General features: G+C 68.3%; 30 protein-coding genes and 1 tRNA gene. 20 read left to right on the top strand and 11 right to left on the bottom strand.

All coding sequences use genetic code 11. The annotated features are described in order from the left end of the window. Nucleotides 1–24 precede the first annotated feature (24 nt). Complete coding sequence (upp, locus tag F1D05_RS22430) at nucleotides 25–666, bottom strand: uracil phosphoribosyltransferase (protein WP_185442157.1); 642 nt, start codon at nucleotides 664–666, stop codon at nucleotides 25–27. Between the two features lie 146 nt (nucleotides 667–812). Here upp and F1D05_RS22435 point away from each other — a divergent pair, with 146 nt between their 5' ends. The 5 genes from F1D05_RS22435 (at nucleotide 813) to F1D05_RS22455 (ending at nucleotide 3,871) form a co-directional block, all read left to right on the top strand. Then, nucleotides 813–983, top strand: a complete 171-nt coding sequence (locus tag F1D05_RS22435) for a hypothetical protein (protein ID WP_185442159.1) — start codon at nucleotides 813–815, stop codon at nucleotides 981–983. Nucleotides 984–1,128: 145 nt separating this feature from the next. Then, on the top strand, nucleotides 1,129–1,629 hold the full coding sequence (locus tag F1D05_RS22440; RefSeq protein WP_343066502.1) for a tRNA adenosine deaminase-associated protein: 501 nt from the start codon (nucleotides 1,129–1,131) through the stop codon (nucleotides 1,627–1,629). Nucleotides 1,630–1,660: 31 nt separating this feature from the next. Next, entirely contained in the window at nucleotides 1,661–2,089 is a 429-nt protein-coding gene (locus tag F1D05_RS22445; RefSeq protein WP_185449314.1) for a nucleoside deaminase, read from the top strand. Between the two features lie 13 nt (nucleotides 2,090–2,102). Beyond that, nucleotides 2,103–2,193: transfer RNA gene (locus tag F1D05_RS22450), tRNA-Ser, on the top strand. A gap of 169 nt (nucleotides 2,194–2,362) precedes the next feature. Beyond that, entirely contained in the window at nucleotides 2,363–3,871 is a 1,509-nt protein-coding gene (locus tag F1D05_RS22455) for a potassium/proton antiporter (protein WP_185442161.1), read from the top strand. A gap of 15 nt (nucleotides 3,872–3,886) precedes the next feature. Here the strand turns inward: F1D05_RS22455 and F1D05_RS22460 are convergent, their stop codons facing one another. Together F1D05_RS22460 and F1D05_RS22465 are read right to left on the bottom strand one after the other, a co-directional pair. After that, nucleotides 3,887–4,447 carry a LytR C-terminal domain-containing protein gene (locus tag F1D05_RS22460; protein ID WP_185442163.1) on the bottom strand — a complete coding sequence of 187 codons (561 nt, stop codon included), beginning with the start codon at nucleotides 4,445–4,447 and terminating at the stop codon, nucleotides 3,887–3,889. Nucleotides 4,448–4,471: 24 nt separating this feature from the next. Continuing rightward, nucleotides 4,472–4,765 carry a type II toxin-antitoxin system VapB family antitoxin gene (locus F1D05_RS22465; RefSeq protein WP_132288237.1) on the bottom strand — a complete coding sequence of 98 codons (294 nt, stop codon included), beginning with the start codon at nucleotides 4,763–4,765 and terminating at the stop codon, nucleotides 4,472–4,474. A 133-nt stretch (nucleotides 4,766–4,898) separates the two neighbouring features. On the opposite strand from F1D05_RS22465, the gene F1D05_RS22470 reads away from it, so the two are divergent. The 6 genes from F1D05_RS22470 (at nucleotide 4,899) to F1D05_RS22495 (ending at nucleotide 10,920) form a co-directional block, all read left to right on the top strand. Continuing rightward, entirely contained in the window at nucleotides 4,899–5,603 is a 705-nt protein-coding gene (locus F1D05_RS22470; protein ID WP_185442165.1) for a L,D-transpeptidase family protein, read from the top strand. Between the two features lie 76 nt (nucleotides 5,604–5,679). Beyond that, the gene (locus F1D05_RS22475; protein ID WP_185442166.1) at nucleotides 5,680–7,221 is read left to right on the top strand and encodes a helicase HerA-like domain-containing protein; all 1,542 of its coding nucleotides are present in this window, start codon (nucleotides 5,680–5,682) and stop codon (nucleotides 7,219–7,221) included. A gap of 178 nt (nucleotides 7,222–7,399) precedes the next feature. Further along, complete coding sequence (locus tag F1D05_RS22480; RefSeq protein ID WP_185442168.1) at nucleotides 7,400–8,722, top strand: GGDEF domain-containing protein; 1,323 nt, start codon at nucleotides 7,400–7,402, stop codon at nucleotides 8,720–8,722. Between the two features lie 82 nt (nucleotides 8,723–8,804). Further along, nucleotides 8,805–9,338: a SigE family RNA polymerase sigma factor gene (locus tag F1D05_RS22485; protein WP_185442170.1), complete on the top strand. Its 534-nt coding sequence runs from the start codon at nucleotides 8,805–8,807 to the stop codon at nucleotides 9,336–9,338. Between the two features lie 165 nt (nucleotides 9,339–9,503). Beyond that, nucleotides 9,504–10,082, top strand: coding sequence for a hypothetical protein (locus F1D05_RS22490; RefSeq protein ID WP_185442172.1), 579 nt, complete (start codon nucleotides 9,504–9,506; stop codon nucleotides 10,080–10,082). A 154-nt stretch (nucleotides 10,083–10,236) separates the two neighbouring features. Next, nucleotides 10,237–10,920, top strand: coding sequence for a hypothetical protein (locus F1D05_RS22495; RefSeq protein ID WP_185442174.1), 684 nt, complete (start codon nucleotides 10,237–10,239; stop codon nucleotides 10,918–10,920). A gap of 55 nt (nucleotides 10,921–10,975) precedes the next feature. Here F1D05_RS22495 and F1D05_RS22500 read toward each other — a convergent pair whose 3' ends face one another. Beyond that, the gene (locus tag F1D05_RS22500; RefSeq protein ID WP_185442175.1) at nucleotides 10,976–12,190 is read right to left on the bottom strand and encodes a hypothetical protein; all 1,215 of its coding nucleotides are present in this window, start codon (nucleotides 12,188–12,190) and stop codon (nucleotides 10,976–10,978) included. Nucleotides 12,191–12,377: 187 nt separating this feature from the next. Here F1D05_RS22500 and F1D05_RS22505 point away from each other — a divergent pair, with 187 nt between their 5' ends. Further along, nucleotides 12,378–12,896 (top strand): SigE family RNA polymerase sigma factor, encoded by a 519-nt coding sequence (locus F1D05_RS22505; RefSeq protein ID WP_185442177.1) that lies wholly within the window; start codon nucleotides 12,378–12,380, stop codon nucleotides 12,894–12,896. Further along, on the top strand, nucleotides 12,893–13,912 hold the full coding sequence (locus F1D05_RS22510; RefSeq protein WP_185442179.1) for a hypothetical protein: 1,020 nt from the start codon (nucleotides 12,893–12,895) through the stop codon (nucleotides 13,910–13,912). The genes F1D05_RS22505 and F1D05_RS22510 overlap by 4 nt, the downstream gene beginning before the upstream one ends. 10 nt (nucleotides 13,913–13,922) lie before the next feature. On the opposite strand, the gene F1D05_RS22515 is transcribed toward F1D05_RS22510, so the two are convergent. Both F1D05_RS22515 and F1D05_RS22520 read right to left on the bottom strand, forming a co-directional pair. Further along, nucleotides 13,923–14,435 carry a DinB family protein gene (locus tag F1D05_RS22515; protein WP_185442181.1) on the bottom strand — a complete coding sequence of 171 codons (513 nt, stop codon included), beginning with the start codon at nucleotides 14,433–14,435 and terminating at the stop codon, nucleotides 13,923–13,925. Further along, nucleotides 14,435–15,229: a helix-turn-helix domain-containing protein gene (locus tag F1D05_RS22520; protein WP_185442183.1), complete on the bottom strand. Its 795-nt coding sequence runs from the start codon at nucleotides 15,227–15,229 to the stop codon at nucleotides 14,435–14,437. The genes F1D05_RS22515 and F1D05_RS22520 overlap by 1 nt, the downstream gene beginning before the upstream one ends. A gap of 117 nt (nucleotides 15,230–15,346) precedes the next feature. Between F1D05_RS22520 and F1D05_RS22525 the strand changes: the two genes are divergently transcribed. The 3 genes from F1D05_RS22525 to F1D05_RS22535 all read left to right on the top strand — a co-directional run bounded on the left by F1D05_RS22525 (nucleotide 15,347) and on the right by F1D05_RS22535 (nucleotide 18,205). Further along, nucleotides 15,347–15,712: a nuclear transport factor 2 family protein gene (locus F1D05_RS22525; protein ID WP_185442185.1), complete on the top strand. Its 366-nt coding sequence runs from the start codon at nucleotides 15,347–15,349 to the stop codon at nucleotides 15,710–15,712. Between the two features lie 146 nt (nucleotides 15,713–15,858). Continuing rightward, a complete protein-coding gene (locus tag F1D05_RS22530) occupies nucleotides 15,859–17,310 on the top strand; it encodes an alpha/beta hydrolase (RefSeq protein WP_185442186.1) in 1,452 nt (483 codons plus the stop codon). Nucleotides 17,311–17,422: 112 nt separating this feature from the next. After that, the gene (locus tag F1D05_RS22535; RefSeq protein ID WP_185442188.1) at nucleotides 17,423–18,205 is read left to right on the top strand and encodes a methyltransferase domain-containing protein; all 783 of its coding nucleotides are present in this window, start codon (nucleotides 17,423–17,425) and stop codon (nucleotides 18,203–18,205) included. Here the strand turns inward: F1D05_RS22535 and F1D05_RS39015 are convergent. Then, nucleotides 18,194–18,688: a TetR/AcrR family transcriptional regulator gene (locus tag F1D05_RS39015; protein ID WP_206685798.1), complete on the bottom strand. Its 495-nt coding sequence runs from the start codon at nucleotides 18,686–18,688 to the stop codon at nucleotides 18,194–18,196. The genes F1D05_RS22535 and F1D05_RS39015 overlap by 12 nt on opposite strands. Here F1D05_RS39015 and F1D05_RS22540 point away from each other — a divergent pair. Continuing rightward, on the top strand, nucleotides 18,632–19,276 hold the full coding sequence (locus F1D05_RS22540) for an SDR family oxidoreductase (protein ID WP_206685799.1): 645 nt from the start codon (nucleotides 18,632–18,634) through the stop codon (nucleotides 19,274–19,276). The genes F1D05_RS39015 and F1D05_RS22540 overlap by 57 nt on opposite strands. Before the next feature lie 481 nt (nucleotides 19,277–19,757). After that, a complete protein-coding gene (locus F1D05_RS22545) occupies nucleotides 19,758–20,528 on the top strand; it encodes a hypothetical protein (protein WP_185442189.1) in 771 nt (256 codons plus the stop codon). A gap of 159 nt (nucleotides 20,529–20,687) precedes the next feature. Here the strand turns inward: F1D05_RS22545 and F1D05_RS22550 are convergent, their stop codons facing one another. From F1D05_RS22550 to F1D05_RS22560, 3 genes are all read right to left on the bottom strand, one after another. Continuing rightward, on the bottom strand, nucleotides 20,688–21,002 hold the full coding sequence (locus F1D05_RS22550; RefSeq protein ID WP_185442190.1) for a hypothetical protein: 315 nt from the start codon (nucleotides 21,000–21,002) through the stop codon (nucleotides 20,688–20,690). Continuing rightward, a complete protein-coding gene (locus F1D05_RS22555; protein ID WP_185442191.1) occupies nucleotides 20,999–21,199 on the bottom strand; it encodes a hypothetical protein in 201 nt (66 codons plus the stop codon). The genes F1D05_RS22550 and F1D05_RS22555 overlap by 4 nt, the downstream gene beginning before the upstream one ends. A 317-nt stretch (nucleotides 21,200–21,516) precedes the next feature. Further along, nucleotides 21,517–22,722 carry an MFS transporter gene (locus tag F1D05_RS22560; protein ID WP_185442192.1) on the bottom strand — a complete coding sequence of 402 codons (1,206 nt, stop codon included), beginning with the start codon at nucleotides 22,720–22,722 and terminating at the stop codon, nucleotides 21,517–21,519. 66 nt (nucleotides 22,723–22,788) lie between these two features. Between F1D05_RS22560 and F1D05_RS22565 the strand changes: the two genes are divergently transcribed. Next, entirely contained in the window at nucleotides 22,789–23,211 is a 423-nt protein-coding gene (locus F1D05_RS22565; RefSeq protein ID WP_185442193.1) for a helix-turn-helix domain-containing protein, read from the top strand. A 36-nt stretch (nucleotides 23,212–23,247) separates the two neighbouring features. Beyond that, on the top strand, nucleotides 23,248–24,024 hold the full coding sequence (locus F1D05_RS22570; RefSeq protein WP_185442194.1) for a GNAT family N-acetyltransferase: 777 nt from the start codon (nucleotides 23,248–23,250) through the stop codon (nucleotides 24,022–24,024). 228 nt (nucleotides 24,025–24,252) lie between these two features. Here F1D05_RS22570 and F1D05_RS22575 read toward each other — a convergent pair whose 3' ends face one another. After that, nucleotides 24,253–26,721: a Tex family protein gene (locus F1D05_RS22575; RefSeq protein WP_185442195.1), complete on the bottom strand. Its 2,469-nt coding sequence runs from the start codon at nucleotides 26,719–26,721 to the stop codon at nucleotides 24,253–24,255. Nucleotides 26,722–26,793 lie beyond the last annotated feature (72 nt).

Below are 26,793 nucleotides of genomic sequence, written 5' to 3' on the forward strand. Positions count from 1 at the left end.
CTCCACTTCTTCGGACGTAAGCGGCTACTGGGCTACGCCGTAGAGGCGGTCGCCGGCGTCGCCGAGGCCGGGGACGATGTAGCCCTTCTCGTTCAGGTGCGAGTCCATGCCGGCGATGACCAGGTTGACCGGGATGGGCAGGTCGGCCAGCTCGGCCTCGATCCGCGCGACGCCCTCAGGCGCCGCGAGCAGGCAGATCGCGGTGATGTGGTCGGCACCGCGATCGACCAGGAACCGGATCGCCGCCGCCAGCGTGCCGCCGGTCGCGAGCATCGGGTCGAGCACGTAGCACTGGCGGCCGGACAGGTCCTCGGGCAGCCGTTCGGCGTACGTCGAGGCGGCCAGCGTCTCCTCGTTCCGGATCATCCCGAGGAAGCCCACCTCGGCCGTCGGCAGCAGCCGCGACATCCCCTCGAGCATCCCGAGACCGGCCCGCAGGATCGGTACGACGAGCGGCTTCGGCGACGTCAGCCGGATCCCCTCCGCCGACGCGACCGGCGTGGTGACGGTGATCGGGCCGGTCCGGACGTCCCGGGTCGCCTCGTACGCGAGCAGCGTGACGAGTTCCTCGGTCAGCCGCCGGAAGGTCGGCGAATCCGTCCGCTCGTCCCGCAGCGTGGTGAGCTTGTGGGCGACGAGCGGATGGTCCACGACGAGGATCTGCATGTGCCGAACGCTACCGTCGGCGATTCGTTCCGTGAAAGCCGCGGCCCTTTTAGGATTGCAGTGCAGCCCGGAACAGGGCAGTCGATTTAGGCCGGTCGGCTCCCGCCCCGGGGCGCCTTTCCCGAACCGACGAGGATGGTGCCGCCGTGCCCGAGAACACCGGGAAGTCACCCGAACAACTCGACCGCCTCCGCCGCCGCGCCGCCTTCCTCCGCGAACTCGAAGAGGCCCGCGCCCTCCGCGCCCGGATCTTCCCCCGCCGAGCCAAGGTCCGCTACCTCCGCGCGGCCATGCGCCGAGCCACCTACCACCACTGAGTGGCCGGAACCCGGCGTACGGAGAGTGAGTGGTGGTGCCCGAGAGCTACGGTGAAGTCACCGTGGGTCAATCGGAGCGGCACCGATACCTCGTCGAGACCGTGGACACTCCCCACCGGCTGCGGGAGTCTGCGACCATGAATCCGTGTCTGATCCCACGGCTGGGCCGATGACCACCACCGAACTCGACTTCGCGGTCGCCGCATACGCAGAGGACGGGGTCTGGACGGTCACTCCGCTGGTACTGCGCGGGGAGCCGGATCTGTCCGAGCTGGTCTCGGCGCTGCGGCGCTATCCCGGTGAGTCGGGGGTGATCGGGATGATCTCGATCGACGAGGACTTCTTCATCGTGCTCCGCGTGATCGGCGGCCGGGCCCGGCTGCTGATGTCGGACGTGACGGCGGCGACCGAATGGCCGCTGGCCAAGCAGGTGCTGGACGAGCTCGACATCCCGCTCGCCGATGACGACGAGGAGCAGGTCCCGGCCGGCGATCTCGGCATCATCGCGGACCTCGGGATGAGCGCGATGGACCTCGGTGCGCTGATCGACGACGTCGACCTGTACCCGGAGGAGATGCTCGAGGAGATCGCCGACGCACTCGGCTTCGGCAACCAGTTCCACGAGGCGATCGAAGCCATTGGCTAGCCCGCTGGTGAACAAGCGCTGGGCCGAGCTGATGGGCCTGGCGCTGGCGGAAGCCGAGTTGGCCGGCTCCGACGTGCCGATCGGGGCGGTGGTGGTGGACGCCGACGGCCAGGTGATCGGCCGCGGCCACAACGAGCGCGAGGAGACCGGTGACCCGACCGCGCACGCCGAGGTACTGGCGATCCGCGAGGCGGCCCGGCACGTCGGCGAATGGCGGCTGACCGGCTGCACACTGATCGTCACGCTGGAGCCCTGCACGATGTGCGCGGGGGCGATCGTGCTCGCCCGGCTGGACCGGCTGGTGTTCGCCGCGTACGACGAGAAGGCCGGCGCGGTGGGGTCGCTGTGGGACGTCGTACGGGACCGCAGACTGAACCACAGACCCGAGGTCGTGAGCGGCGTGATGGCCGACGAGGCGGGCGCGAGGCTACGCGATTTCTTCACAGGCCATAGGTCTTGATAGCCTCTGCGGCGGTGGCGTGTCCGAGCGGCCGAAGGAGCGCGCCTCGAAAGCGCGTGAAGGGTACCCCCCTTCCGAGGGTTCAAATCCCTCCGCCACCGCCAACCACCCCCGGGTGGCAGAAACACCGAGGACCCTGATGCCGTGTGACGCGTCAGGGTCCTCGCTTTTCCAAAACGCCACGCCTTTCCCTCAGCTTTTTGCTTCGTGCCGTGATTCGTTGCCGGAGGCACGGCTCCACTAAGCTGCAGTCCCCGACCCGAGAGGGCCGCTGTGGACGTCACGGAACTTGACCGCATCCTGCTCGCCGGCGCCGCGGTGCTGCTGGTGGCGATCGTCGCCGTGCGGCTGTCCGGGCGGTTGGGTCTTCCGTCGCTGCTGATCTACCTCGGCATGGGCGTGCTGCTCGGGGAATCCGGCCTCGGCGTCCAGTTCGAGGACGCGCGGCTCGCGCACGCGCTCGGGTTCGCCGCGCTGGTGATCATCCTCACCGAGGGCGGCCTGACCACCCGGTGGAACGAGGTCCGCCCGGTGATGCCGCTAGGCGTAGTACTGGCGACCGTCGGCGTAGCAGTCAGCGTCAGCGTGGTCGCCTGCGTCGCCCACTACGTGCTCGGCCTGGACTGGCAGATCTCCGTCCTGCTTGGCGCCGTCACGTCGCCCACCGACGCCGCAGCGGTCTTCTCCGTACTGCGCCGCGTCCCGATCCGCCCGCGTCTTCGTGGCGCACTGGAAGCCGAGTCCGGCCTCAACGACGCCCCGACCGTGCTCCTGGTGACGCTGGTGAGCACCGGCGGCGTCGGTGAGAAGGGTCTCTGGCACTTCACCGGCCTGGTCGTCTACGAGCTCGTCGTGGGCGCCCTGTTCGGCCTACTCGTCGGCTGGCTCGCGGTGATTCTCCTCCGCCGCGTGGCCCTCAGCTCAGCCGGTCTGTATCCACTCGCGATCGTCTCCCTGGCCTTCATCTCGTACGCCGGGGGCAGCGTGCTCCTGCACGTCTCCGGGTTCGCGGCCGTCTACGTGACCAGCCTGGTCATCGGGAAGGCCGATCTGCCGCACCGGATCGCGACTCGGTCCTTCGTCGACGGGTTCGCCTGGCTCGCCCAGATCGGGCTCTTCGTCATGCTCGGGCTGCTCGCCTCGCCGAGCCGGATCCGGCTGAACGACGTACTGGTGGCGCTCGTGATCGGGATCGCGGTGACGGTGGTCGGCCGGTTCGCGGCGGTGACGATCTCGGCGACGCCGTTCCGGATCCCCTGGAGCGAGCAGACGTTCATCGCCTGGGCGGGCCTTCGTGGTGCGGTCCCGATCGTCCTGGCGACGATCCCGTTGGCCGAGCAGGTCCCGCAGGCGGACAGGGTGTTCGACGTCGTGTTCGTACTCGTCCTGCTCTTCACGCTGTTGCAGGGCCCGTCGCTACCTTGGCTGGCCAAGCGGCTGAAAGTCCTCGACGACAACGCCGCACACGAGGTCGACATCGACGTCGCACCGCTGGAATCCCTCGGCGCGGACATGCTCCAGGTCCAAATCCCGAGCGAGTCGCGCCTGGCCGGTGTAGAGATCGGTGAACTCAGATTGCCGGCGGGCGTCTCGGTCTCCCTGGTCATCCGCGGCCAGCAGGCATTCGTCCCCGAGCGCCGCACCGTACTCCGAGCAGGTGACGCCGTCCTCGTAGTCGCCCCAAGCCCACTCCGCGAACAAACAGTCCGCCGGCTCCGCGCAGTCAGCCGAGCCGGCCGCCTAGCCGGCTGGTTCGGCGAACGAGGCCGCGAACAAACCTGATCCCCCGGCGAGCTGCTAGTTCGGGTTTTCGCCGGAGGGGATGGACTGGCTGGGGCGGATCGAGGGGAGGCAGACCATGCTGTCCGTCGGGACCGCGATGGAGGCGACGCCGCGGTTGTTCAGGCGGGTGTACTTGACGCCTACGACGAGGTCGACGGTGTGGTCGCCGCGGTCGTCGCCGACCTTCTCCGGCACCTGGCTCAGCTGGCCGAGGACCAGTCGCAGCTCGGGTGAGTCCGCTGCCGCGCCGCGGACGGCGACGACGTCGATCTTGTCGCCCTTCGGCTCGTTCGCGACCTTGTGAACGTTGAAGCCGCGCTTGCGGAGCTCCTCGGCGGCCCGCTGTGCCGTTCCGGACCTGGCGCCGCCGTTGTAGACGTTGACCACGACCTGCTTCGGCACCAGCCGGTTGTTCGGCAGTTTCTGCTCGACACAGTTCTGCTCGGCGCTGCTGTTCGTCAGCGAGTTCCAGCCCCACCAGACGCCGCCGATCAGCACGGCCAGCAGGATCACCATCGTGATCGGCGTCCGCCAGTGGATCGGGTGTGGCCGTGGCTGCGGCCGCAGAGCGCTCATCTTTCAGTCCCCCGACTCATTCAGCTACTCCACGACCAGGACCCGGGCGTGCAGGACCAGGCGCTGCTGCAGAGCGGCACGAAGCGCGCGGTGCAGACCGTCCTCCAGATACATCTCGCCCTTGAACTCGACCACGTGCGCGAACAGATCGCCGTAGAAGGTCGAGTCCTCGTCGAGCAGCGCGTTCAGGTCGAGAGTGCCCTTGGTGGTGACGAGCTGGTCCAGCCGCACCTGCCTCGGAGGCAGCACAGACCAGTCCTTCGGCTTGTACCCATGGTCCGGGTACGGCCGCTCCTCCCCGACGCGCTTGAAGATCACCCACCGAAGTCTAGCCACAGAAGAGGTCTCGCGAGTCGTCGGGAATGTCACCGGGAAACTCGCCGGTTCGACTCAACCTTTCGGGGCGCTCAGACGTCCAATGGGGTTAAGTGCTGAAACAGGGGGTGCTGTGATGAAGACACTGAGCAGGCTGGGCGTGGGGGCGGCCGCACTGGTGGTCGCGATCGCCGGTGCGACGATCCCGGCGAGCGCGCTGACCGTCGCGCAGAACAAGGCGGCCCAGACCCGTCTGAACAACCTCGGCTGTACGTCAGGCCCGGTCGACGGCAAGGTCGGCGCGATGACCCAGGCCGCGACCACCAGGTTCCAGTCGGCCAGCAAGCTGACGCAGAACGGCTCACTCGCCGGTACGACGTACTCGCGGCTGATGGCCACGTCGGCGAAGCGCTGCGATGTCCGGGCGGTGCCGGCCGGGACCGGCGGCGGTCGCCGGATCGTCCTCAGCCAGTCGCAGAACTGGCTCTGGCTGATCGATGCCCAGGGCAAAGTCGTGCGCCAGGGCGGCGTCATCGACAACCCGGCCTACCTCGACCCGGGGACGTACACGTCCGGGTCGAAATGCGGCCGGGCCGGCCGGATCAAGCGGAACACCGACGGCGGCAGCCTCTACCTGAACAACTTCGTCCGGTTCGCGTCCTGCGGGATCGGCTTCCACCAGATCCCGACGTACAAGTCGAACGGGGCCCAGATCCACGCCGACTGGCTGCTCGGGACCAACTCGCGCGCCTCGCACGGCTGCATCCGGGTCTCCAAGTCGATGTCGGACACCATCTGGTCCTTCACGACCGGTGCGACCAAGGTCGTCGTGATTCGCTGACCCCGAAAGTCACGCAACCGCATTAGCATGCCGAGCGCAGGGAAAGAAGTTTCCGTTCGCTCGTGAAAGGCATGACATGGCCGAGACACCCGACGTCGTGGGGACCGTCAAGCAGGGGTACGCGTTCGAGGGGCCGGCCATCGAGCTGGGCGCGCTGCTGGTGGACGGCGAGCCGAAGCCTGACGCGGCCGTCCGGATCCCGCTGTCGATGGTGAACCGGCACGGCCTGGTCGCCGGCGCCACCGGTACCGGTAAGACGAAGACGCTGCAGCTGATGGCCGAGCAGCTCTCGGCGGCCGGGGTGGCGGTGTTCGCCGCGGACATCAAGGGCGACCTGTCCGGCGTCTCGCAGCCCGGTCAGGAGAACGAGAAGCTGCTGGCCCGGACCAAGACGATCGGCCAGGAGTGGACCGCGACCGGCTTCCCGACCGAGTTCTACGCGCTCGGCGGCCAGGGCACCGGTATCCCGGTCCGCGCCACCATCACCTCGTTCGGTCCGGTACTGCTGTCGAAGGTGCTCGGACTGAACGACGTCCAGGAGTCCTCGCTCGGGCTGATCTTCCACTACGCCGACTCGCAGGGCCTGACGCTGCTCGACCTGAAGGACCTGCGCGCGGTCATCACGCACCTGACCAGCGACGAGGGCAAGGGTGATCTGAAGGACCTCGGCGGGTTGTCGGCCGCGACGGCCGGGGTGATCCTGCGCTCGCTGATCGGGTTCGCCGACCAGGGTGCCGAGGCGTTCTTCGGTGAGCCGGAGTTCGACACCGCCGACCTGATGCAGGCTCGCGACGGCAAGGGCGTCATCTCGCTGCTCGAGCTGCCGAACCTGCAGGACCGGCCGGCGCTGTTCTCCACCTTCCTGATGTGGCTGCTCGCGGACCTGTTCCACGACCTGCCCGAGGTCGGCGACGTGGACAAGCCGAAGCTGGTGTTCTTCTTCGACGAGGCGCACCTGCTGTTCGCGGACGCGTCGAAGGCGTTCCTGAGCTCGATCGCGCAGACCGTCCGGCTGATCCGGTCGAAGGGCGTCGGCGTCTTCTTCGTCACGCAGACCCCGAAGGACGTGCCCGACGACGTACTGGCGCAGCTCGGTTCGCGGGTCCAGCACCAGCTCCGGGCGCACACGCCGAACGACGCGAAGGCGTTGAAGGCGACGGTCTCGACCTTCCCGACCTCGTCGTACGACCTGGCCGAGGTGCTCACCCAGCTGGGGATCGGCGAGGCGATCGTGACGGTGATGAACGAGAAGGGCGCGCCGACGCCGGTCGCCTGGACCCGGCTCCGCGCGCCGCAGTCGCTGATGGCGCCGGCGACGGCCGAGCAGCTGACCGCCGCGGTGCAGGGGTCGCAGTTCAACGCGAAGTACTCGCAGCTGATCGACCGCGAGTCGGCGTACGAGAAGCTGGCGGCGGCCGTGCAAGCAGGTGCGGCGCAGGCCGAGGCCGAGAAGCAGGACCAGCCCGCCCCGGAGCCGAAGGCGGCCCCGCGCCCGCAGAAGCACGAGAAGTCCATGGTCGAACAGGTCGTCGGCTCCTCGGCCTTCAAGCAGTTCGCCCGTACGGCGGGCCGCGAGATCGTCCGAGGCCTCTTCGGCGCCGCCCGCCGCAAACGCTGACCGACCCGTACTACTTCGCGCGCCGCGGCCGGCAAGGCCGCGGCGCGGCCCTCGGTGATCGATGATCGTTGATCAAACGACTGAATTCTCAACGAACTGACTTCGTTTCCAACTCGTCATCGCCACCGCGCCGTCGCGGATTGGGACCGACCCCTTACAGGTCGTACCGTGGGAACTGATGGTTGCGCAGAGTAGGCGGGCGTTGCGGAAATGGGCGCTGTGGACCCTGACGGTCCCGGCGTTCTGTGTCGTGGTGCTCGTCGACCTGGGCGCACTCGGGTACGGTGCGAAGGCCTTCGCCGACCTGCCCTCCTGGCGCGGCCTCGACATCGTTTTCACGCTGACCGTTTCGGCGCTGATCTCGGTCGAGGGAGCGCGCCGGGTGGAGAGCCGGCGCCGCCGCGGTGGGGCTCTGCACAAGGACCTCGCCTCGGCCTGGATGATCGCGGCCGCGTTCGTGCTGCATCCCGCGCTCGCGATCCTGGTCGCGGTGCTGCTGCGGATCTGGTGGCGGATCCGGGCCGGCAAGTGCATCCCGTATCGCTGGGCTTTCTCCACCGCGGTGCACGTGCTCGCGGTCGGCGCGGCGCATGCGGTGTTCGTGAACGCGCGGGCCCTGACCGGCGACAACTCGCTCGGCCTCGTCGCCTCGATGGTGGCGGGAGCCGCGGCGTACGTGGTGACCGACATGCTGCTCTGCGGTCTGGCGATCTCGCTGATCGTGCCGGGCAGCAACCGTCGCGACACCGTCGGGGACAAGGACGACTGGTGCGTCGACGCGACCGCCGCCACGCTCGGCTGCCTGCTTGCCGCGGCCACCATGGTCAGCCCCTGGTTCGCCTTCATCGCCATCCCGATCACGCTGACGGCCCAGCGGGCCCTGCTGCTCGGCCAGCTCGAGACCGAGGCCCAGACCGACCCGAAGACGAACCTCGGCCGGGTCGACTGGTGGCGACGCCGGACCGAGGAGATGCTGCGGAGCGCGCGGACCCAGCGCGAGCCGATGGCGGTGCTGCTGATCGACATCGACCACTTCAAGCAGGTCAACGACCAGCTCGGTCACCTCGTCGGTGACGAGGCGCTGCGCGCGGTCGCGACGATCCTGCGCAGCGCGATCCGGACCAAGGACGTGATCGGCCGGTTCGGTGGCGAGGAGTTCGTGATCGCCCTGCCGGACGCCGACGTGGCCGACGCGACCGTCACCGCCGACCGGCTGCGGACCGCCGTCGCGGGGAGTCCGCTGGCCGCGATGTGCGCCGGCGTCCTGGACGATCCGGACCTGGACCCGGACACACTGCACCTGACCGTCTCGGTCGGGGTCGCGGTCTACCCGGCCGACGGCGTGACTGTCGACGACCTGCTGCAACGCGCTGACAAGGCCATGTACGCCGCCAAGGCCGCCGGGCGCGACCGGGTCCGGCTGGCCGGCGACCTGGTCAGCTCGGATCTACCCCGGTCGCTGTCCGTGAACCTACAGTCGACCCCTCTGCAGCACCGCTGAGGACAAATTCTCAGCGCGAACAGAACCTTCGCTGCCGGGTCCGCGTCCTTCAGTAGAGGAGCGGGTAGCAGACGGAGGATGAATGCGGCAGTCGTTGGGGCGAGACGAGGACTTCAGCGCGTTTGTCGTCGCCAGGTCCGGGCGTTTGGTGCACCTGGCCCGGATGCTCTGTGGCGACGCCGGTCTCGCGGAGGATCTGGTGCAGACCGCCCTGGAGAAGGCATACCTTCGGTGGGACCGGATCGAGATGGGCGACCCGTTCGGCTACGTCCGGCAGGCCGTCGTCAACCAGCATCTGTCCTGGCTCCGGCGGCGGCTCTGGCGCGAGCAGCCCAGCGGCGGCGCGGCCGAGCTCGACCTGGACTTCAACCGGTCCGTCGCCGATCCGGCCGACGGGGTCGAACGCAGGCTGGTTCTGCATGCCGCGCTCGGCACGCTGACCCGGCGGGAACGGACCGTGATCGTCCTGCGATACGTCGAAGACCTCACCGAGGTCCAGACCGCGGTAGTTCTCGGGGTCGCGGTCGGCACGATCAAGAGCGCACACTCCCGGGCCATGCAGAAGCTGCGGGTGGTCCCAGAGTTGAGCACGTACTACGTAGGAGGGAAGACATGAACGACAACGACCTCCGGGACTTGTTGCAGGCCGACGCGGCCCGAGCCGGCCTCGCTGGACCCGTCCCGGGTGATCGCCGCCGCGCACCGGCGCCGTACCAGGGGAGTGCTCACCGCCGGGATGGCCTCGCTGGCGGTCGCGGTAATGGTTGGTGGGAGCGTCTCTATGATGGCGGGCCTGGGCGGCCGGGAGCCGTTCTCGCCACCCGTCGCCGGTACGCCGACCGTGCCGCCGGTCCTGCACGGCTCGCATTTCGTGTTCCAGAACGGGCCGCAGGCCGTCGGTACGTTGGCGGCGAACGGTTCGGTCGAGGTCGGCGCGGGTCTGACTTTCCAGACCAGGGGCACGCAGTGGGCGTTGGTGAACCATCTGCCTGGTGAAGCGACGTCGTTCGGCTGGCGGGCGACCGTGGGGAACGACAACATCGGCGACGGCACCAAGCCTGGGATCCAGAGCACGGCGTCGCGCGGGACCATCGTGGTCAGCTCGGTGTTCAGTAGCAAGAAGGTCGCGACGGTGGTCTACACCAGCGGCACGAAGGCCTGGTATGCCAAGGTCGAACGGCTCGGCGGCATCCCCGGCTGGGTCGGGTCCAATGCGGTGCTGAACGGCGCGATGACCACGAAGACCGTGACGCGGACGCCCGGCCTGACCGGGAACGACGTCGCGGTCTTCGTCTACGACGCGGCGGGCAAGCTGCTCACGCAGTTCCCGGACAACGCCGAGAACCCGCTGCCGAAGTAATAGCGTGCATTGAGCCAGTCCTTCGTACGCGCTGGCGTTCACGCGCAACCACACGTTCGTGGCACGGATCCGCTGGCGAAGTGAAGAACCCTTCCCGTTGGTACGGCGTCCTTGGAGATGTAGAACCAAGTCGATCCTTGTGGAGGGCAACGAAATGAAGCAGTCGAGAACGTCGGGCCGCGCGGTCCGGTTGACGGTGACCGGAGTCGCGGTCGCCGCGGCAGCCGGCCTCGCAATCACCGGAGTGGCGGTCGCCGGTACCGACAAGCCGGCCGATGCGGGACTTCCGGCAGCGGTCGGCGTACCGGAGGCCGCCGCGGCACCAAAAGCTGCGGCTATGAGCAAGTTCGTGTTCCAGAACGGGCCGCAGGCCGTCGGTACGTTGGCGGCGAACGGTTCGGTCGAGGTCGGCGCGGGTCTGACTTTCCAGACCAGGGGCACGCAGTGGGCGTTGGTGAACCATCTGCCTGGTGAAGCGACGTCGTTCGGCTGGCGGGCGACCGTGGGGAACGACAACATCGGCGACGGCACCAAGCCTGGGATCCAGAGCACGGCGTCGCGCGGGACCATCGTGGTCAGCTCGGTGTTCAGTAGCAAGAAGGTCGCGACGGTGGTCTACACCAGCGGCACGAAGGCCTGGTATGCCAAGGTCGAACGGCTCGGCGGCATCCCCGGCTGGGTCGGGTCCAATGCGGTGCTGAACGGCGCGATGACCACGAAGACCGTGACGCGGACGCCCGGCCTGACCGGGAACGACGTCGCGGTCTTCGTCTACGACGCCGCGGGCAAGCTGCTGGTGAAGTTCCCGGACAACGCGGAGAACCCGCTCAAGAAGTAGCCGCCCGCTTTGCGTCCGAAGTACTGGCGGCCAGTACTTCGGACGCAGGCGGTCGTCAGCAGGCGCCGAAGGAGCCGGCGTTGATCCAGGCCTTCGAGACGTACATGCCGGCGTTCACGCGCAGCCATACGTTGGTGGTGCCCTGCGAGCCGGCCACGCTCTGGCCGGTGGTCTGGCACTCGACGGTCACCTGCGCGGACTTGCCGGCCATCCCGACTACGGCGCCGCTCGAACTCGAGGTGCTGCGGAGGTTGAGGTAGCCGGACGAGATCGAGACCGTCCCGCGACCACCGGTGCCGGTCCACAGATAGGTCGCATCCACGAAGCCGTTGTCGCCGAGTGCCAGCGCGTCCCAGAACACGCCGTCGGCCAGGTCGATACCGGCCGGGTTGGCGACGGTCCGGCCGAACTGGTCCTTACCGCCGTTGTAGCCACTCTGGTACGCCGCCTGCGCCTCCGGCTTGCCCTGCGGCAGGTCCTTCCACATCTCCCGGGTCGCGCTGGGGTTCCAGTAGTCGTCCTTGGTGTTCCACGGACCGACGTCCCAGACCGGCTCGAACGCACACCGGCTGCCGCTGGTGGTGCAGACCTTGACGGTGTAGGTGCCGGAGCCGTTGCTGGCCAGTCCTCGCCGCGACGGCAGAGCGACGAAGTGGTCGCGGCTGGCGATCACGTGCCCGTTGGCCGTAGTACCGCCGACCAGGCCTTCCCTGGTGGCGTAGACGCGCGATTTCAGCGCCGCGGCCTGGAGGGTCATCTTGCCGGCCTCGACCGTGTTGGTGGGCTGGACGCTGACGTTGCTCACCCAGGGCTTGGCGCCCTTCGGCGGGGCCAGCACGATGATCCTGAGCTGGACCTGGTCACTGGCGGCAGGCAACGCGGTCGGCGTACCCGAGGCAGCCGGAGTCCATTCGGACCACTGGTTCTTGACGAGAGCTCGTACGTCGACTTCGGCGGTCGAGCTGTCCGGAGTACCGGCCTGGTAGCCGACGACGACGGCCGACGTGGCGGCGCCGAAGTGGACCGGAGCCAGGTTGGCGATGCCGGAGCGCTGCCGGATTTCGACGGACCCCATCGTGGCCGCGCCGTCGCCGAGGATGATCCGGCTGCCGTCGACCGTGACGTTGGTGGAGCCTTCGACCGGCTGGGCGACGACGCTGACGGGGGACGACCCGGCGGCGAAGCCGGGGCTGATCGAGGCGGCCAACGGGATGGCGGCGAGGGCGGCCGCGAGACAGAGTGCGGCCTTCGGTTTACGGGTGATAGGCATGGGCGGAACCTCCGGGGCGGTGAAGGGACTGCTACCGGGCGCAACGCCCGGCCCACCTAATGTGACAAACATTCGGTAGGTCTGTATAGCTCGTGAATAAATTTCTTCCAACTAGTTCGTGCACAGACAGAACCGAAGTGGTGACCCAGCGGGTTTGGACCGGTGTGACAGAGGCAGAGGAGAACCGATGACCCGGACCGCGGACGCCGACTTCGAGCGATTCGTGCAGGCCCAGTCGACCCCGTTGCTCCGCTTCGCGGAGATGCTCTGCGGCGACCGGCACACGGCCGAGGATCTCGTCCAGCAGGCGCTGATGCGGTCCTATCCGAAATGGCATCGGCTGGACGGTGATCCACTCCGGTTCGTACGCCGGGTGCTGGTGAACCGGTTCCTCTCGCAGGCTCGCCGGCGCTGGTCCAACGAAGTACCGAGTGACCCGGTCGAGAACGACTGGGACCAGCGGTCCGTCGCGGACTTCGCCGGTGAGGTGCAGACCCGGGAGGCCGTGCTGTCCGCACTGGCCGGCCTGACCGTCCGGGAACGGGCAGTGGTCGCACTGCGGTACTCGCAGGATCTCTCCGAGGCAGAGACCGCCGAGTTGCTCGGCATGGCCACCGGGACGGTGAAGAGCACCGCGTCCCGGGCCCTGGCCAAGCTGCGTCTGGCACCCGACTTGATCGAAACCACTGTTGGAGGAAACGCATGAGTGACGACTCCCGGGTGCGGAGCGCCCTCGAATACGACCTGGATCCCTACCAGCCGGACCCGGCCGACCTGATGCGGCGCGGCCGCCGGCTGGCCTGGCTCCGCCGAGGACTGGCCGCGGCAGGCGTGACTGCTCTCGCCGGCACTGTCGCAACGGTGTCCGCCGCGGTCGGCGGACCTGTCGACGTACGGAACCTGCTCGCGGGTGGCAGCAAGCCGCCGGTCGAGCTGCCGGGCAAGGTCGACACGACCTGCCTGCCGTCGGTGAAGGCGCCGGACAAGGTCAAGGTGGACGCGAGCGTCAAGGTCACCGTGACCGTGCCGCACCCGAGCAAGCCGACGCTGCCGACCGGTAAGCCGTCGCTGCCGCCCAAGCCGCACCTGCCGGGCAAGCCCACGCTGCCGACCTCGACGCCGTCGCTGCCGGGCAAGCCCACGCTGCCGCCGGTCCCGACGACGAAGCCGACCGGTACGCCGTCGCTGCCGGGGAAGCCGCACCTCCCGACCATGCCGACCGGTACGCCGTCGCTGCCCAGCACGCCGCACCTGCCCGGCAAGCCCACGCTGCCGCCGGTCCCGACGACGAAGCCGTCACTGCCGCACCTGCCCAGCACTCCTGGCAAGCCTGGCAAGCCGACCCTGCCGCCGGTGCCGACCACTAGGCCGTCGCTCCCGGGGAAGCCGTCACTGCCGCCGGTCCCGACCGCCACGCCGTCACTGCCCGAACTGCCGCCGTGCGTGAGCGACGAGCTGCCGCAGGTCCCGACCGGTACACCGACCCTGCCTGGCAAGCCGACGCTGCCGCCGGTGCCGACCACTAAGCCGTCACTGCCTGGTAAGCCGACCCTGCCCGGTAAGCCGACGCTGCCGACCGCGGTGCCGTCGCTGCCTGGCAAGCACGGTGTGCCGCAGCTTCCGACCGTCCCGCCGACCGGCAAGCCCACGTGGCCGACCACCACGCCGAGCCTGCCCAACCTGCCCACGCAGCCGCCCACCGCGCTGCCTTCACACCGGTAGAACCCCTCCTCTATTCGCCGGTGCCGCCGTCGGCCAGCTCGCGGGCAATGTCGAGCTGGCCGACGTGCCGGGCATATTCCTGCAGGACATGAAACAGAACCCAGTTCAGCGTCGGTGCCTTCTCTTCGGCGCTGAACCTTCCGCCGGCGGCGGCGTGCTCGGCCAGGTCGTCAGCAGCCTCGACAACCTGGCGGGACCGTTCGCCGCCGGCCCGCAGTTGCGTCAGCAAGCTGTCGGGAGTGTCGTCATCCTCCAGTCGCCAAGGTTCGTCCTCGACGCCGCCGGAATCGCCCCAAGGTCGCTCGAACGGCTCGGCCGCGAATCCCCAGCGGATCCATCGCCGTTCGATGTGGACAAGGTGTTTCACCAGTTCCAGCGGTGACCAGCCCGACGGCAGCCGGCTGGCCCGTAGGTCGGTCTCGCTCAGCCCGGCCAGCTTGCGTTCGACGGTCTGCCGGTAGAAATCCAGCCAGGCCAGGTGCAGCTCGCGGGTGTCGCCGAGCTGGTTGTCCGGGAGCTCCATCAGAACTCCCGGAGGAGTTCGGCGGTGGCGTCGTCGGCCGGGAAGAACTGCTCGATCATCAATTCCGACACGGTGACGTCGACCGGCGTACCGAAGGTCGCGATCGTGCTCAGTAGCGACAATTCGTGCTCTCCGTGCCGTACTTTCATCGGTATGACGACCTCGGCCGGTCCTGGCTGATCCGCTCGCGTTTCGGCGTCGGAGTACCCGAGCAGTTCGTCGTACAGGTCCTGGAGCTCGGGGTCCGCGGTACTGATGATCTGGCGTTGCAAGCTGGTCAGCACGTTGGCGCGGATCTCGGCGAGGTTGGTGATGCGTCGCGCGAGGCCGTCGGGGTGCAGTGTCAGCCGGAGTACGTTGATAGGTGCCGTGAGCAACTCCGGCGCGACACCCTCGGTGAACAGGGCGATTCCGGCGTTCGCCTCGACGAGGTTCCACCAGCGATCCACCACCATCGCCGGGTACGGCTCGTGGGCCTTCAGCAGCCGACGCAGCGCCGACCGGACCGCGAGCATGGCCGGCGAGTGCAGCGAGGTCTCGGTGTAGATCGGGGCGAACCCGCCGGCCAGCAGCAACTGGTTGCGATCCCGCAGCGGTACGTCGAGATGCTCGGCGAGACGCAGCACCATCTCGCGGCTCGGCTTCGACCGGCCGGTCTCGACGAAACTCACGTGCCGGGTCGACACCTCCACCTGGTTGGCCAGCTCGAGCTGGCTGAGCCGGCGGCGCTCGCGCCAGCCGCGGAGCAGTTCGCCGACCGGGCGCTGGAAGGTGTCCTCGACTGTCGCGGTCATACCCCAGACCGTAACCGCCGAGGTGATCACCGCCATTACCTCCGACGTCATCGACCGGATCCGGGGTCCGGCGGCAGAGTTCTGGTCATCAACCGAACGGATCCCCAAGGAGTCACCATGACCAGCACCGCCGCCCTCGCCGAGCAGTACTTCGCAATGTGGAACGAGGACGACACCGACGTCCGGGCCGGCATCGTCGCGAACCTGTGGGTGGACGAGGCGATGTACGTCGACCCGAGCTTCGACGTCACCGGCCACGACGACCTGACCAAGATGGTCGAGACGGCCCACCAGATGTTCCCCGGCTACCGCTTCACGCAGACCGGCACCATCGACGAGCACCACAACCGCCTCCGCTGGACCTGGGAACTCGCCCAGCCCGGCCACCCCGCGGTCGCCGGCGGCACCGACCTCGTCACCATCGCCCCCAACGGCAAGATCCTGGAAGTCGTCGGCTTCCACGACTTCGCCCCCTCCCACTGAACCACCAACACCACAAGGCCCTCTGCGCCGACAGTCCCCCGACTGCCGGCGCATTGCCACGCCCAGCGGCGTACGACCTGGGGATGATGGCGGGCCCTTCCAAAGGGTGATGAGGGGGTGGGGGTGATGGTGAATAGGTTCGGGGTATGAGAATTTCGGTGGTGGGGCGGGGCAGGCGAGTGGTGGGGATGGTGGTTGCCGGGGTGCTGGCGGTGGGGGTGGTGCCGGCGGGAGCAGCGGCGGCGACCGAGGGGTTGCAGTGGGGTAAGTGTGCGGAGGAGTCGCAGGCGGAGTGTGCGAAGTTGACCGTGCCGCTGGACTGGTTGAAGCCGAGTGGAGTGAAGACCGAGTTGCTGGTGGCTCGGCTGCCCGCGAAGGATCAGGCGCACAGGCTTGGAGTACTGGCGTTCAATCCGGGCGGACCGGGTGGGCCGGGTGCGACCGCGATGGCGACGGGGGCTGTTGGCGAGGTGTTCTCGCAGCTTCGGGAGAAGTTCGACTTCGTCAGCTGGGATCCGCGCGGCACCGGTCAGTCGAGTGACCTGGACTGTGGGCCGGTACTGCGCCCCGGCGTACCGGTGTTTCCCAAGTCGAAGGCCGAGTACGACGCGATGGTGAAATCGAGTCGCGCTACCGGCGAGCATTGCCTGAAGCAGCACGGCGACCTGATGCGCAATCTCGACACCAGGACCGCGGCCCGCGACCTGGACGCGTTCCGGGCAGCGCTCGGGGTCGACAAGCTCAACTACTACGGGCCCTCGTACGGATCCTTCGTCGGGACCGTCTACGCCCAGCTCTTCCCGCACCGGATCAACCGGATGGTGATCGACGGGATCCTGGACCACGCCGCGGGCTCGACCGGGTTCATGCTCACCGAGGCGCGCCAGATGGAGTACGGCTTCAACAAGTTCGCCGCCTGGTGCAAGACAGCACCGGATTGCGCGCTGCATGGGCGTGACGTGGGCAAGGTGTACGACGCGGTGGTCCGCAAGGCGGACAGGAAGCCGCTGCCCGGCGACTCGACCACGACGATCAACGGCGACGCGATCCGGATGTCGCTGCCCGTCTTCCTCCCCGCCGTCGGCGACTACGTCACCCCGTGGACAGCGCTCGCAAAGGCGTTGGTGGACGCGGAGAAGGGCGACGGCTCCGGCTTCGTCGGCAACAGCTATGTGGGAGATCCCGGTACGACTTACGCCGCGGTCTCGTGCATGGACTTCCCGCCGGAGTTCACCTCGTACGCCGACGCGAAGGCGCGGCTCGCTCTCGCCAAGGCAGTCGCGCCCCACGTCGGCGCGGCGGTGGAGGGCTGGGCGATCTCCGCGGCCTGCGCCGGCTGGCCGATTCCGCCGAGCAACCCGTGGCAGCCGACCCCCGTCAAGGACGCGCCGCCGATCCTGATCGCCGGCAACACCCACGACCCGTCGACCCCGCTGGAATCGGCGCGCGGGTTGCAGCGGCAGCTTCGCGGTAGCCAACTGATGATCACAGACGTCTACGGTCACACTTCGTGGTTCAACTCTGACTGCGCGCGAACAGAAATCACGAAGTACCTGGAAACCGGCGTGATGCCGCTGAAACACCTGATCTGCCACTAGCGCCAGGATCGGCCGTCAATGGCAGTTCGTTGCGATTGGTGGCCATCTGGTCTCCCGTTTTCGGTATCGGGCGGACCATGATGTGCAGCATGGGCGGATGGGAAGACCGGGGATGAGCAATCTGCAGTTCGACCCGGAGGTTTCACGGCAGATCGAATCGGTCTATACGACGCCGGATGTGATCGAGCAGCGCCGGGTGGTGCGAATAGCGCTGGCCTTGCGACCGGGCGACCGGGTGCTCGATGTCGGCGTCGGCCCCGGGCTGCTGGCGGCCGAGATGGCCGCCGAGGTCGGCGCGGACGGACGGGTCTGTGGGATCGACATCAGCGACAGCATGCTGGCGATCGCCGGGTCCAGGGCGTCGGTGCCGGGCGGGCCGAAGATCGAGCTCGAACTCGGTTCCGCCGGCCGGCTCCCGCACGGTGCCGAGACCTTCGACGTGGTCGTCTCCACGCAGGTCCTCGAGTACGTCGACGACGTGGCCGGGGCGCTCAACGAGATCCGCCGGGTACTACGGCCTGCCGGGCGCGTCGTCGTACTGGACACGGACTGGGACTCGATCGTCTGGCACTCCCGCGATGTCCAGCGCATGGGCCGGGTGCTGACGGCGTTCGAGGAACACCTCGAGAATCCGCATCTGCCCCGCACCCTCGGCGACTCGCTGGACAAGGCCGGTTTCACCGTCACCCACCGCGAGGTGGTCCCGATGCTGAACGCGCGCTTCGATCCCCGCACCTACAGCGCCGGGCTGATCGACATCGTGGCCGGCTTCGTTCCCGGCCGGGCCAAGGTCACCGAGCCGGAGGCACAGGCGTGGGCGGACGATCTCCGCAGCCTCGGAGACTCCTACTTCTTCAGCCTCAACCGCTTCCTCTTCGTCGCCTCAGCCCTTTAGCAACCGGCTGACGGTCGCCGAGCCGATCTCACCCAGTGCCTCGGGTGTCATCTCGGTCTTCATCAGGAACTGCAGGCCCTGCTGGATCGCGAGCAGTAACCGGCCGAGCTCCCGCCGATTCGTGTCCTCGGGCAGATCTCCTTCGGCCACCGCCCGCGCCACCGCGTTCGTGAAGCAGTCCTCCACCGCCTGGTACGTCGCTCGCGCGCAGCCGGTGACCTCGGGATCCCGCGCTGCCAGTTCGGTGGAACTGTTCGCCAGGAAGCAGCCGCGGGTCATCGGCACCGGCCCGTCCTGGCCATCAGCCGGCTCGGGGATGAAGAACCCACGCAGTACGTCGATCGCCCGTTCGCCCCTGGCGACCGCGTCGCAGACACCGTCGGCCGTGTCGTGCGCATAGCTGCCCAGCACCTTGAGGAAGAGTTGGTGCTTGTCACCGAACGCGCCGTACAGGCTGCCCTTCCCCAGTCCGGTCGCCTTCATCAGGTCGTCCATCGAGGTCGCCGCGTACCCACGACGCTGGAGTACTTCGGCGGCAAGCTCGACATCTTGGTGAACAACGCCGCGGCCGATCAGGCCTACCCGCAGGGCGCGACCTCGATCCCGGACGAGGCGTGGCTGGCTTCTTTGAACATCAACTATCTGAGTGCCGTCCGGGTGACCGATCGGTTCCTACCGGCCCTGATCGAGGCCAAGGGCGCGATCGTGAACCTCTCGTCGACCGTCACCCTGGACAACGTTCCGGCGCTCGCCCACTACGCGGGGGCGAAGGCCGCGCTGGAGAAGTACAGCCAGACCCTCGCCGCCGAGCTGGCTCCGCAGGGCGTCCGGCTCAATGTGGTGATTCCGGGCAACGTGACGACGCCGGGCGCGGACAAGATCCGGCAGGATCTCGCCGACGCGGCCGGTATCCCGGTCGAGGCGATCACCGACGGTACGCCGCTCGGCCGCAAGGGCATCCCGACCGATATCGCGGAGGCGGTCGGCTTCCTCGCCTCCGGCCAGGCGGAGTGGATCACCGGTACGACGTTGCTGGTGGAGGGCGGGGCATCGGTCGGCCTGGTCGCCTGACACACGCTCTCACCCGGCCTGCTGTCGCGTTTCGTCAAGCAGGCGGTCGATGTGGGCCCTCCGACCCAGGGGCGGGCGTACCGTGGGATACGCCCGCCACCGTCGGTCGTCCTCCCGCCCCTCAGTGGGAGAACTCGCGGCTCGGTGAGCACCACCCATGCCCGAATGGGGCCGACTGAACCGCGGGACACGTAAAGAAGTACCCCATCGGCGTGGCCGTGAACCAACCCGGGGCCGAAAACTTGACGTTCCTCAAACCTTCGGCCGGTCGACCGGCCGTGGACGGGTGGGCCCACTGGCACCTACTCTGAAAAACGGTTCCGTGGCCGGGGGAGGCTGTGGGCGCTTCAAAGGGGGAGGGGAACATCGATGACGGACGTCTTCGCAGCAGTCCACGAAGATGAGCTGACCGAGGAAGACCTGGACGTTCTGGAGGCGCTCGGCGCCGCCGAGGACGCGGACCGGATCCTTGGAGAAATAGATGCCTGAGGCAAGGGTTATCTGGCGGGGCAAGCAGCTGAACCAGCGGACCGTGGCGATGATCCAGGCCGCGGAACGGCTGGCGAAGTTCCAGTTCACGATCATCCAGGGGTCCTACAACAAGGGTGGCGTAGCAGCCTCGGCCGGCACCCACGACGGTGGCGGTGCGGTCGATGTCGACTGCGACGACCTCAATCCGGCCCAGCGGAAGGCCGTCGTACTGGCGTTGCGTCAGGTCGGGTTCGCGGCCTGGCTGCGGACGCCGGCGCAGGCGGGCTGGCCGTACCACGTGCACGGCATCGCGCAGGGCGACAAGGATCTGTCTCGCGGCGGGGCCAACCAGGTCGCGGAGTACAGGCGCTGCCGCAACGGACTCGCGAACCGCGGCAAGGACGACGGCCCGCCCGGGTACTACGGGATGACGTGGGAGCTGTTCCTGCACTACCACCCGAACCCGGCGCCCGGAGTACAGCAGCCACCGGTGCCGAACACCACGATCTCGATGGGTGCGATGGAGTACGCACGGACGCACGACTCGATGAACGGCGTCTGGGGCGCGGATCGGGCCCAGGTGCTCGCGTGGGCGGCGCATCCGAAGATCGCTGCGATCAGCAAGGCCGAGACGCGACCGCCGGCCGGGGTGCCGTGGCATCTGCACTTCCAGCAGATGACCAAGAAGATCCAGGTCAAGTTCAAGCTGCCGGCGACGGGCGTCTTCAACGCCGCGACCGCGGCGATCATGAAGCGCTACGGCTACACGATCATCGCCTGAGCCTTCTTCGGTCGCAGGGCACGTGACAAGGCCCCACCGGTAGCAGCCGGTGGGGCCTTATTGATCCACTACCACCCGGCATTCCGGTGCAGCTGTGGAGGTGGAGAGCGGAACCGACGCCGATACAGGGGTCAAGACGTCAGCTCCGCTTGTCTGGGGTTATCTCGGGTCGACCGCCCACACGTGGGCCTGGTGGAACTCGAGCTGCTGCCGCATCCCGCCCGGTGCTCCGACCGCGCCGAGGTGCTGAAGAGTCGGTACTACGACCGCCCGTACGTCCGTCCGCTTCGCCTCGTCCAGCAGCGCGTGGAACGCGGCGGACTCGGCGGCGTCCCGCTCGGTGTAGACCGTGCCGAGGGTGTACCCCTCGATGCTGGCGAACAGCGCCAGCGAGTCGGTCGCCGCGGCCAGTTCCTCCGCGCAGCTCAACGCGTCGGCTCTTACGTAGCCGAGCAACGTCGGGCGGGTGGTCATCGCGACATTTCCGGGGCGGACATCGCCGTCACCAGAACCGGCTCACTGGTCACTCGCAGCGACGCGAACCGGCGGCGCATGGCTTCTTCGTACTGCGCGGCCTGATCTGCGGCGGTGGTGTGATCCGCGATCGGGTGGGCGCCGAACCAGACCCGCACGCGGCGGTGCGGTGCGGTGGTCTCGAACGACTCGGTCATCTTCGGTCCTTCGTCTGCGGGGGCGGTCTCCTTAAGAGAAGAAGACCGCAAAAAGGCGGGCCGGGGAATGAACGGGCAAGGACCTTTACAGAGGCCTTACGCCACCGCCGGAGATCGCGGGGCTGCGGGTCTGGTGACAACGGTGAAACCCCTGGTCAGAGCGGTTGGGACCGGTTTCGGGCCGGATTCGGATTTGGCCCTGTCAAGAATGTTCGCAGGGATTTACCAATAACGATTCGAACACCGCGGTTGTTCGATGGAGGTGGAATTGTCGGACGTCCTGGTAACCCTTGGCGGCCGGCTGACCACAGAGCGATTCATCGTGTCGCCCGGGTCAGCGCGGCGGGGTGCGCCGGGACGGCCAGCAGGGTGACCGGGGCGGCCAGCAGGGCCGAGACGGCGAGGAGATTCAGGGTCGCCGGGAGGTCGGTGAGCTTGATCAGGGCAGGGGCGATCAGGGCACCCAAAATGACTGAGAGTGAATCCATCGCATAGAAGAGCGCGCCGATCCGGGCCAGCATCCCGGTCGGGGTGACGCGCTGGACGGTGGTCTCGGCGGTGATCAGAAGGACGCTGCCCGGGATCCCGATCAGCGTGCCGGCGACCACGGCCCAGCTCAGGTCGGGTGCGTTGACCAGGGCGACGTACGCGGCCGCGGTGGCGATCTGGGTGGCGACCAGGAGGTTGCGGACGCTCAGCCAGGTCTGGGCTTTCGTACTGATCGCGGCGCCGAGGAGGAAACCTGCTCCGAGGCCGGAGATCAGGTAGCCGATGCCGTATCCGGGCGCGTGCAGGCGTTCGACGGTCAGGGGCACGAGGAGAGCGGTGATTCCGGCGTTGGCGGTAAGGAAGATTCCGTTGCCGACCAGGATCCCGCGCAGGATCTTGCTCCGGCGGAGGTATTTCAGGCCGTGCAGGGCGCCTCGCGCCTCTTGCTGTTCGGTGGGTCTCGGTGCCCGGCGCCGGCTCACTGCCGCGATGATTGCCGCAGACAACAAATAGCTGATGATGTCGACGGCCAGCACGAACCGGATGCCTGGGCCCGCCAGCAGTACGGCGCCGAGCGGTGGCGCGACGAGGCGGATGACGCTGCCCGAGAATGCGGTCAGGGAGTTGGCGGCGGCGAGGTCTTCGCCGGTGCCGACGACGGTTGGCGTCAGTGCGCGAGCGGCGGGACGGAAGACTGTCGTGGCGACGTTCTCGGCGAGGACGGCGACATAGATGATCCACACCCGGTCGGCGCTGTCCGCGAACAGGATCGACGCCACCGCCATCGCGCCGGCGAGATCGGCCAGCCACATCGCGCGGGACAGATTCCACCGATCCAGCAATGCGCCTGCCCAGGGTCCGATCACCAACGCGGGAAGGGATTCCAGCGCCAGCGTCAGTCCGGTCGCCGCTGCCGATCCGGTCAAGGCGAACACCTGCACCGGAATCGCCACCACCAGCAGCCATGACCCGATTCCCGAGATCGCATTGCTGGTCCAGAGCAGTCTGAAGTCGTGGTTCCGGAGGATTCTCACTTGCCGGAAAGTATCTCCTGAGAACACTGATTGGCAATAGTGTTTTGTGAGGATAGAGTGTTCCGGGTGGACGAACTCGAGCTGGGCAGCGCACTCCGAGCCCGCCGCAAGGCAACCGACCGCACGATCGCCTCAGTCGCCGTCGACGCCGGCCTCTCGGTCCCCTACATCGCCAACCTCGAGAACGGCCGCGGCAACCCAACGTTGGCCGCCCTGACCCGCCTCTCCGCTGCGCTAGGCGCCACCCTCACCGTCTCCCTCGGCGACACCCCCGCCCCGCCTCACGACGAGGCGGTCGCCTCTCTGGTGGACAACTCAGACCGCGCCACGCGAGTGATCCGCCAACTAGCCGTCTCCCGGGGCACCACCCGCCGCGCAGTACGAGAGCACCTGATCACCGCCCTCGAAGCACTCTCTCCCCTACTCCCCAACACCCCAACGACCGCCGACCTCCACCGCCTACTGGACCTAACCCTCCTCGCGGACTAACCCACCAGTTGGGGGAGTGCGGGCTAGGGTCGTGGGGTGGAGATCGGGGCGCGGATCGCATCCGCTCAGTTGCAAGGGTTGATTCGGTCGCGGCGGCAGATCGTGGCCGGGCCGCTGGTGGGGTTGTTGAGCGACAGCGACTTGTGGTTCTTGTCGACTGTGGTGGCAGCTGAGCCGGGGACGGCGTTCGACCCGGAGGAAGTGCCGTGGGCGATCGACACGATCCGGAAGGCGTTCGCGGCTGAGGGGCGTTGGGTCAGTGCGGAGTTGATCGAGGAAGCCAACCCGGGGCTGGCCGACGCGCTCGCCGCCAACGGGATGACGATCGTGTCCCGTCCGCCGCTGTTGGTGGTCGAGCCCGCCGGCTTGGTCCTGCCCGAGTTCCCCGAGGGCGTGACAGCCTCGGTCGTCACCTCTGCCGAGGAGCGGTCGCAGGTGGACGCGATCGCTGCCGATGCGTACGAGCTGGACCTCGGCGAGAATCCGTTCCAGCCCGACCCGGCCAACGGCGCGAGTGTGCTGATCCGGCTGGACGGCGTAGCGGTGGCTACGGCTGTCTGGACCGCGGTGGCCGATGGCGTCACCGAGGTCGCCGGAGTCGGCACACTCCACTCGCACCGACGGCGTGGGTTCGGCGCGATCGCCACGGCGTACGCGACCCAGCAGGCATTCGAGCTCGGCGGCGCGACCCTCGCGTGGCTGACTCCCGGCGACGATGGCGCGGACCGGATCTATCGGCGACTCGGCTACGCGCCGAAGGCGACCGCAGTACACCTCGGCGATCCAGGCGGTCATCTGGCGGACCTGCGGTAACGCCTCGCACCTGAACGACGGCAATCACTTCCGAGCACGTGTGCGGCGCTGTGGTGCCGCTCGTACTCGTACCTCTTGGCCCGCAGCACCACAAACCCGCCGGACAGCATGAGCTGTACCTGACCACCCTCCAACTGTGGGCGTGTTAGGTGAGGGGTCGGGAGTTGGGTGGACGTGTGGCAGCGGCCGGCGCCTTCGGGGAAGGGCCGGCCGTTGGAGGAGTGTGGTTTAGCGGACGGTGAAGCCTGCCTTGCGGAAGGCGTCGGCCAGAGAGCCTTCGTCCATGGGGGTTTCGGGTTGGGGGGTGCCTTGGGTGCCGCGACCACTGCCGCCCTGACCACCTCGGCCGCCGCCGGGGCCCCGACCGCCGCCGGAACCACCCGGTCCGCGTCCGCCGCCTCCGCCGCCTGGGCCGCGACCCTGGCCACCGCCCTGTCCGCCGCGACCTTGACCGCCTTGACCGCCCTGGCCGCGGTTGTCGTTGCGCGCGCCGCCTCGGCCACCGCCCGAGGTGGGGGCGCCGATCTCGTCGTCGAGGCGGAGGGTGAGGGAGATGCGCTGGCGGGGGATGTCCACCTCGAGCACCATGACCTTGACGATGTCGCCGGACTTGACCACCTCGCGCGGGTCCTTGACGTAGTCCTTCGACAGCGCCGAGACGTGGGCCAGCCCGTCCTGGTGGACGCCGATGTCGATGAACGCGCCGAAGGCGGCGACGTTGGTCACCTGGCCTTCGAGCCGCATCCCCGGCTTCAGGTCGCCGATCTTCTCGACGCCCTCCGCGAAGGTGGCCGTCTTGAAGGCGGGTCGCGGGTCGCGTCCCGGCTTCTCCAGCTCGGCCAGGATGTCCGACACCGTCGGCAACCCGAAGGTGTCGTCGACGAACTGCGCCGGCTTCAGCGTCTTCAGCGCTGCCGAACCGATCAGCGCCTTGAGCTCCTGCCCGGTCGCGTCGAGGATCCGCCGGACCACCGGATACGCCTCCGGGTGCACGCTGGAGGAGTCGAGCGGGTCGTCGCCACCAGGAATCCGGAGGAACCCGGCCGCCTGCTCGAACGCTTTCGGCCCGAGCCGCGGCACCTTCTTCAGCGAGGTCCGCGACTTGAACGGCCCGTTCTGATCACGGTGCTGGACGATGTTGTCGGCGAGCACGGAGGTGATCCCGGAGACGCGCGTGAGCAGCGGCGCGGAGGCCGTATTGAGGTCGACGCCGACCGCGTTCACACAGTCCTCGACCACGGCGTCGAGTGAGCGGGACAGCGAGTTCTCCGGCAGGTCGTGCTGGTACTGCCCGACACCGATCGACTTCGGGTCGATCTTCACCAACTCGGCCAGCGGATCCTGCAACCGCCGCGCGATCGAGACCGCGCCCCGCAGCGTCACGTCCATCCCCGGCAACTCCTGCGAGGCGAAGGCCGAAGCGGAGTACACCGAAGCGCCCGCCTCCGACACGACAGCCTTCGTCAACTTCAGTTCGGGGTGCTTGGCGATCAGCTCGGCCGCCAGCTTGTCCGTCTCCCGCGACGCCGTGCCGTTGCCGATAGCAATCAAATCGACCTTGTGCGCGGCGGCCAGTGCGGCCAGCTGGGTGATCGACTTGTCCCACTGGTTCTGCGGGACGTGGGGGTAGATCACGCCGGTCGCGGTGACCTTGCCGGTGGCGTCGACGACGGCCACCTTGACGCCGGTCCGGAAGCCCGGGTCGAGGCCCATCGTCGCGCGTGTCCCGGCCGGTGCTGCGAGCAGCAGGTCGCGCAGGTTCGACGCGAAGACGCGGACCGCTTCGTCCTCGGCGGCCTGCCGCAGCCGCATCCGCAGGTCGATCCCGAGGTGCACCAGGATCTTGGTCTTCCAGGCCCAGCGAACCGTCTCGACCAGCCACTGGTCGGCCGGGCGCCCCTTGTTCTGCACGCCGAACTTGCGCGCGATCGAGGCCTCGTACTCCGTCGGTCCCTCGGCCGCCTCGACACCAGCGGGCTCGGACTCGACGGTGATGGTGAGCACGTCCTCCTTCTCGCCGCGGAACAGCGCCAGGATCCGGTGCGACGGCATCTTGGCGAACGGCTCGTCGAAGTCGAAGTAGTCGGAGAACTTCGCCCCGTCGGTCTCCTTGCCCTCGCGCACCGCCGAAGCCAGCCGGCCGCGGCTCCAGAGTCGCTCGCGCAGCTCGCCGATCAGGTCGGCGTCCTCACCGAACCGCTCGACCAGGATCGACCGGGCACCGTCCAGCGCGGCCTGTGGATCGGGGACCGTGTCGTTCACGAAGACGCTCGCGGCGGCCAGTGGCGGCACCGTCGGGTCGGACAGCAGTCCGTCCGCCAGTGGCTCCAGCCCGGCCTCGCGGGCGATCATCGCTTTGGTCCGGCGCTTCGGCTTGAACGGCAGGTAGATGTCCTCCAGCCGCGACTTGGTCTCCGCGGCGAGGATCGACGCCTTCAGCGCGTCGTCCAGCTTGCCCTGGCTCTCGATCGACTCGAGGACGGTCTGCCGGCGTTCCTCCAGCTCGCGCAGGTAGCGCAGGCGTTCCTCGAGGGTACGCAGTTGCTCGTCGTCGAGCTCGCCGGTGACCTCCTTGCGGTACCGCGCGATGAACGGGACCGTCGAGCCCTCGTCCAGCAGCCCGACGGCCGCCCGGACCTGGTGCGCTCCCACTGCCAGCTCTTCGGCGATCTTCTGCTCGATCGACTGCAAAACCACTGTGCCGCATCCCCTCTACGTTCAATGTCAGACGAGAATTCTGCCGCCCCTGCCGGAGCCCCCCGTCATGAC

The sequence above is a fragment of the Kribbella qitaiheensis genome (assembly GCF_014217565.1).
Taxonomy (GTDB): domain Bacteria; phylum Actinomycetota; class Actinomycetes; order Propionibacteriales; family Kribbellaceae; genus Kribbella; species Kribbella qitaiheensis_A.

Coding starts and splice junctions, on each gene's coding strand:
- upp (WP_185442157.1), bottom strand. CDS start 666: ATGCAGATCCTCGTCGTGGACCATCCGCTCGTCGCCCACAAGCTCACC.
- F1D05_RS22445 (WP_185449314.1), top strand. CDS start 1,661: ATGGGCCTGGCGCTGGCGGAAGCCGAGTTGGCCGGCTCCGACGTGCCG.
- F1D05_RS22460 (WP_185442163.1), bottom strand. CDS start 4,447: ATGAGCGCTCTGCGGCCGCAGCCACGGCCACACCCGATCCACTGGCGG.
- F1D05_RS22470 (WP_185442165.1), top strand. CDS start 4,899: ATGAAGACACTGAGCAGGCTGGGCGTGGGGGCGGCCGCACTGGTGGTC.
- F1D05_RS22475 (WP_185442166.1), top strand. CDS start 5,680: ATGGCCGAGACACCCGACGTCGTGGGGACCGTCAAGCAGGGGTACGCG.
- F1D05_RS22480 (WP_185442168.1), top strand. CDS start 7,400: ATGGTTGCGCAGAGTAGGCGGGCGTTGCGGAAATGGGCGCTGTGGACC.
- F1D05_RS22485 (WP_185442170.1), top strand. CDS start 8,805: ATGCGGCAGTCGTTGGGGCGAGACGAGGACTTCAGCGCGTTTGTCGTC.
- F1D05_RS22490 (WP_185442172.1), top strand. CDS start 9,504: ATGATGGCGGGCCTGGGCGGCCGGGAGCCGTTCTCGCCACCCGTCGCC.
- F1D05_RS22495 (WP_185442174.1), top strand. CDS start 10,237: ATGAAGCAGTCGAGAACGTCGGGCCGCGCGGTCCGGTTGACGGTGACC.
- F1D05_RS22500 (WP_185442175.1), bottom strand. CDS start 12,190: ATGCCTATCACCCGTAAACCGAAGGCCGCACTCTGTCTCGCGGCCGCC.
- F1D05_RS22505 (WP_185442177.1), top strand. CDS start 12,378: ATGACCCGGACCGCGGACGCCGACTTCGAGCGATTCGTGCAGGCCCAG.
- F1D05_RS22510 (WP_185442179.1), top strand. CDS start 12,893: ATGAGTGACGACTCCCGGGTGCGGAGCGCCCTCGAATACGACCTGGAT.
- F1D05_RS22515 (WP_185442181.1), bottom strand. CDS start 14,435: ATGGAGCTCCCGGACAACCAGCTCGGCGACACCCGCGAGCTGCACCTG.
- F1D05_RS22520 (WP_185442183.1), bottom strand. CDS start 15,229: ATGACCGCGACAGTCGAGGACACCTTCCAGCGCCCGGTCGGCGAACTG.
- F1D05_RS22525 (WP_185442185.1), top strand. CDS start 15,347: ATGACCAGCACCGCCGCCCTCGCCGAGCAGTACTTCGCAATGTGGAAC.
- F1D05_RS22530 (WP_185442186.1), top strand. CDS start 15,859: ATGAGAATTTCGGTGGTGGGGCGGGGCAGGCGAGTGGTGGGGATGGTG.
- F1D05_RS22535 (WP_185442188.1), top strand. CDS start 17,423: ATGAGCAATCTGCAGTTCGACCCGGAGGTTTCACGGCAGATCGAATCG.
- F1D05_RS39015 (WP_206685798.1), bottom strand. CDS start 18,688: ATGAAGGCGACCGGACTGGGGAAGGGCAGCCTGTACGGCGCGTTCGGT.
- F1D05_RS22545 (WP_185442189.1), top strand. CDS start 19,758: ATGCCTGAGGCAAGGGTTATCTGGCGGGGCAAGCAGCTGAACCAGCGG.
- F1D05_RS22550 (WP_185442190.1), bottom strand. CDS start 21,002: ATGACCACCCGCCCGACGTTGCTCGGCTACGTAAGAGCCGACGCGTTG.
- F1D05_RS22555 (WP_185442191.1), bottom strand. CDS start 21,199: ATGACCGAGTCGTTCGAGACCACCGCACCGCACCGCCGCGTGCGGGTC.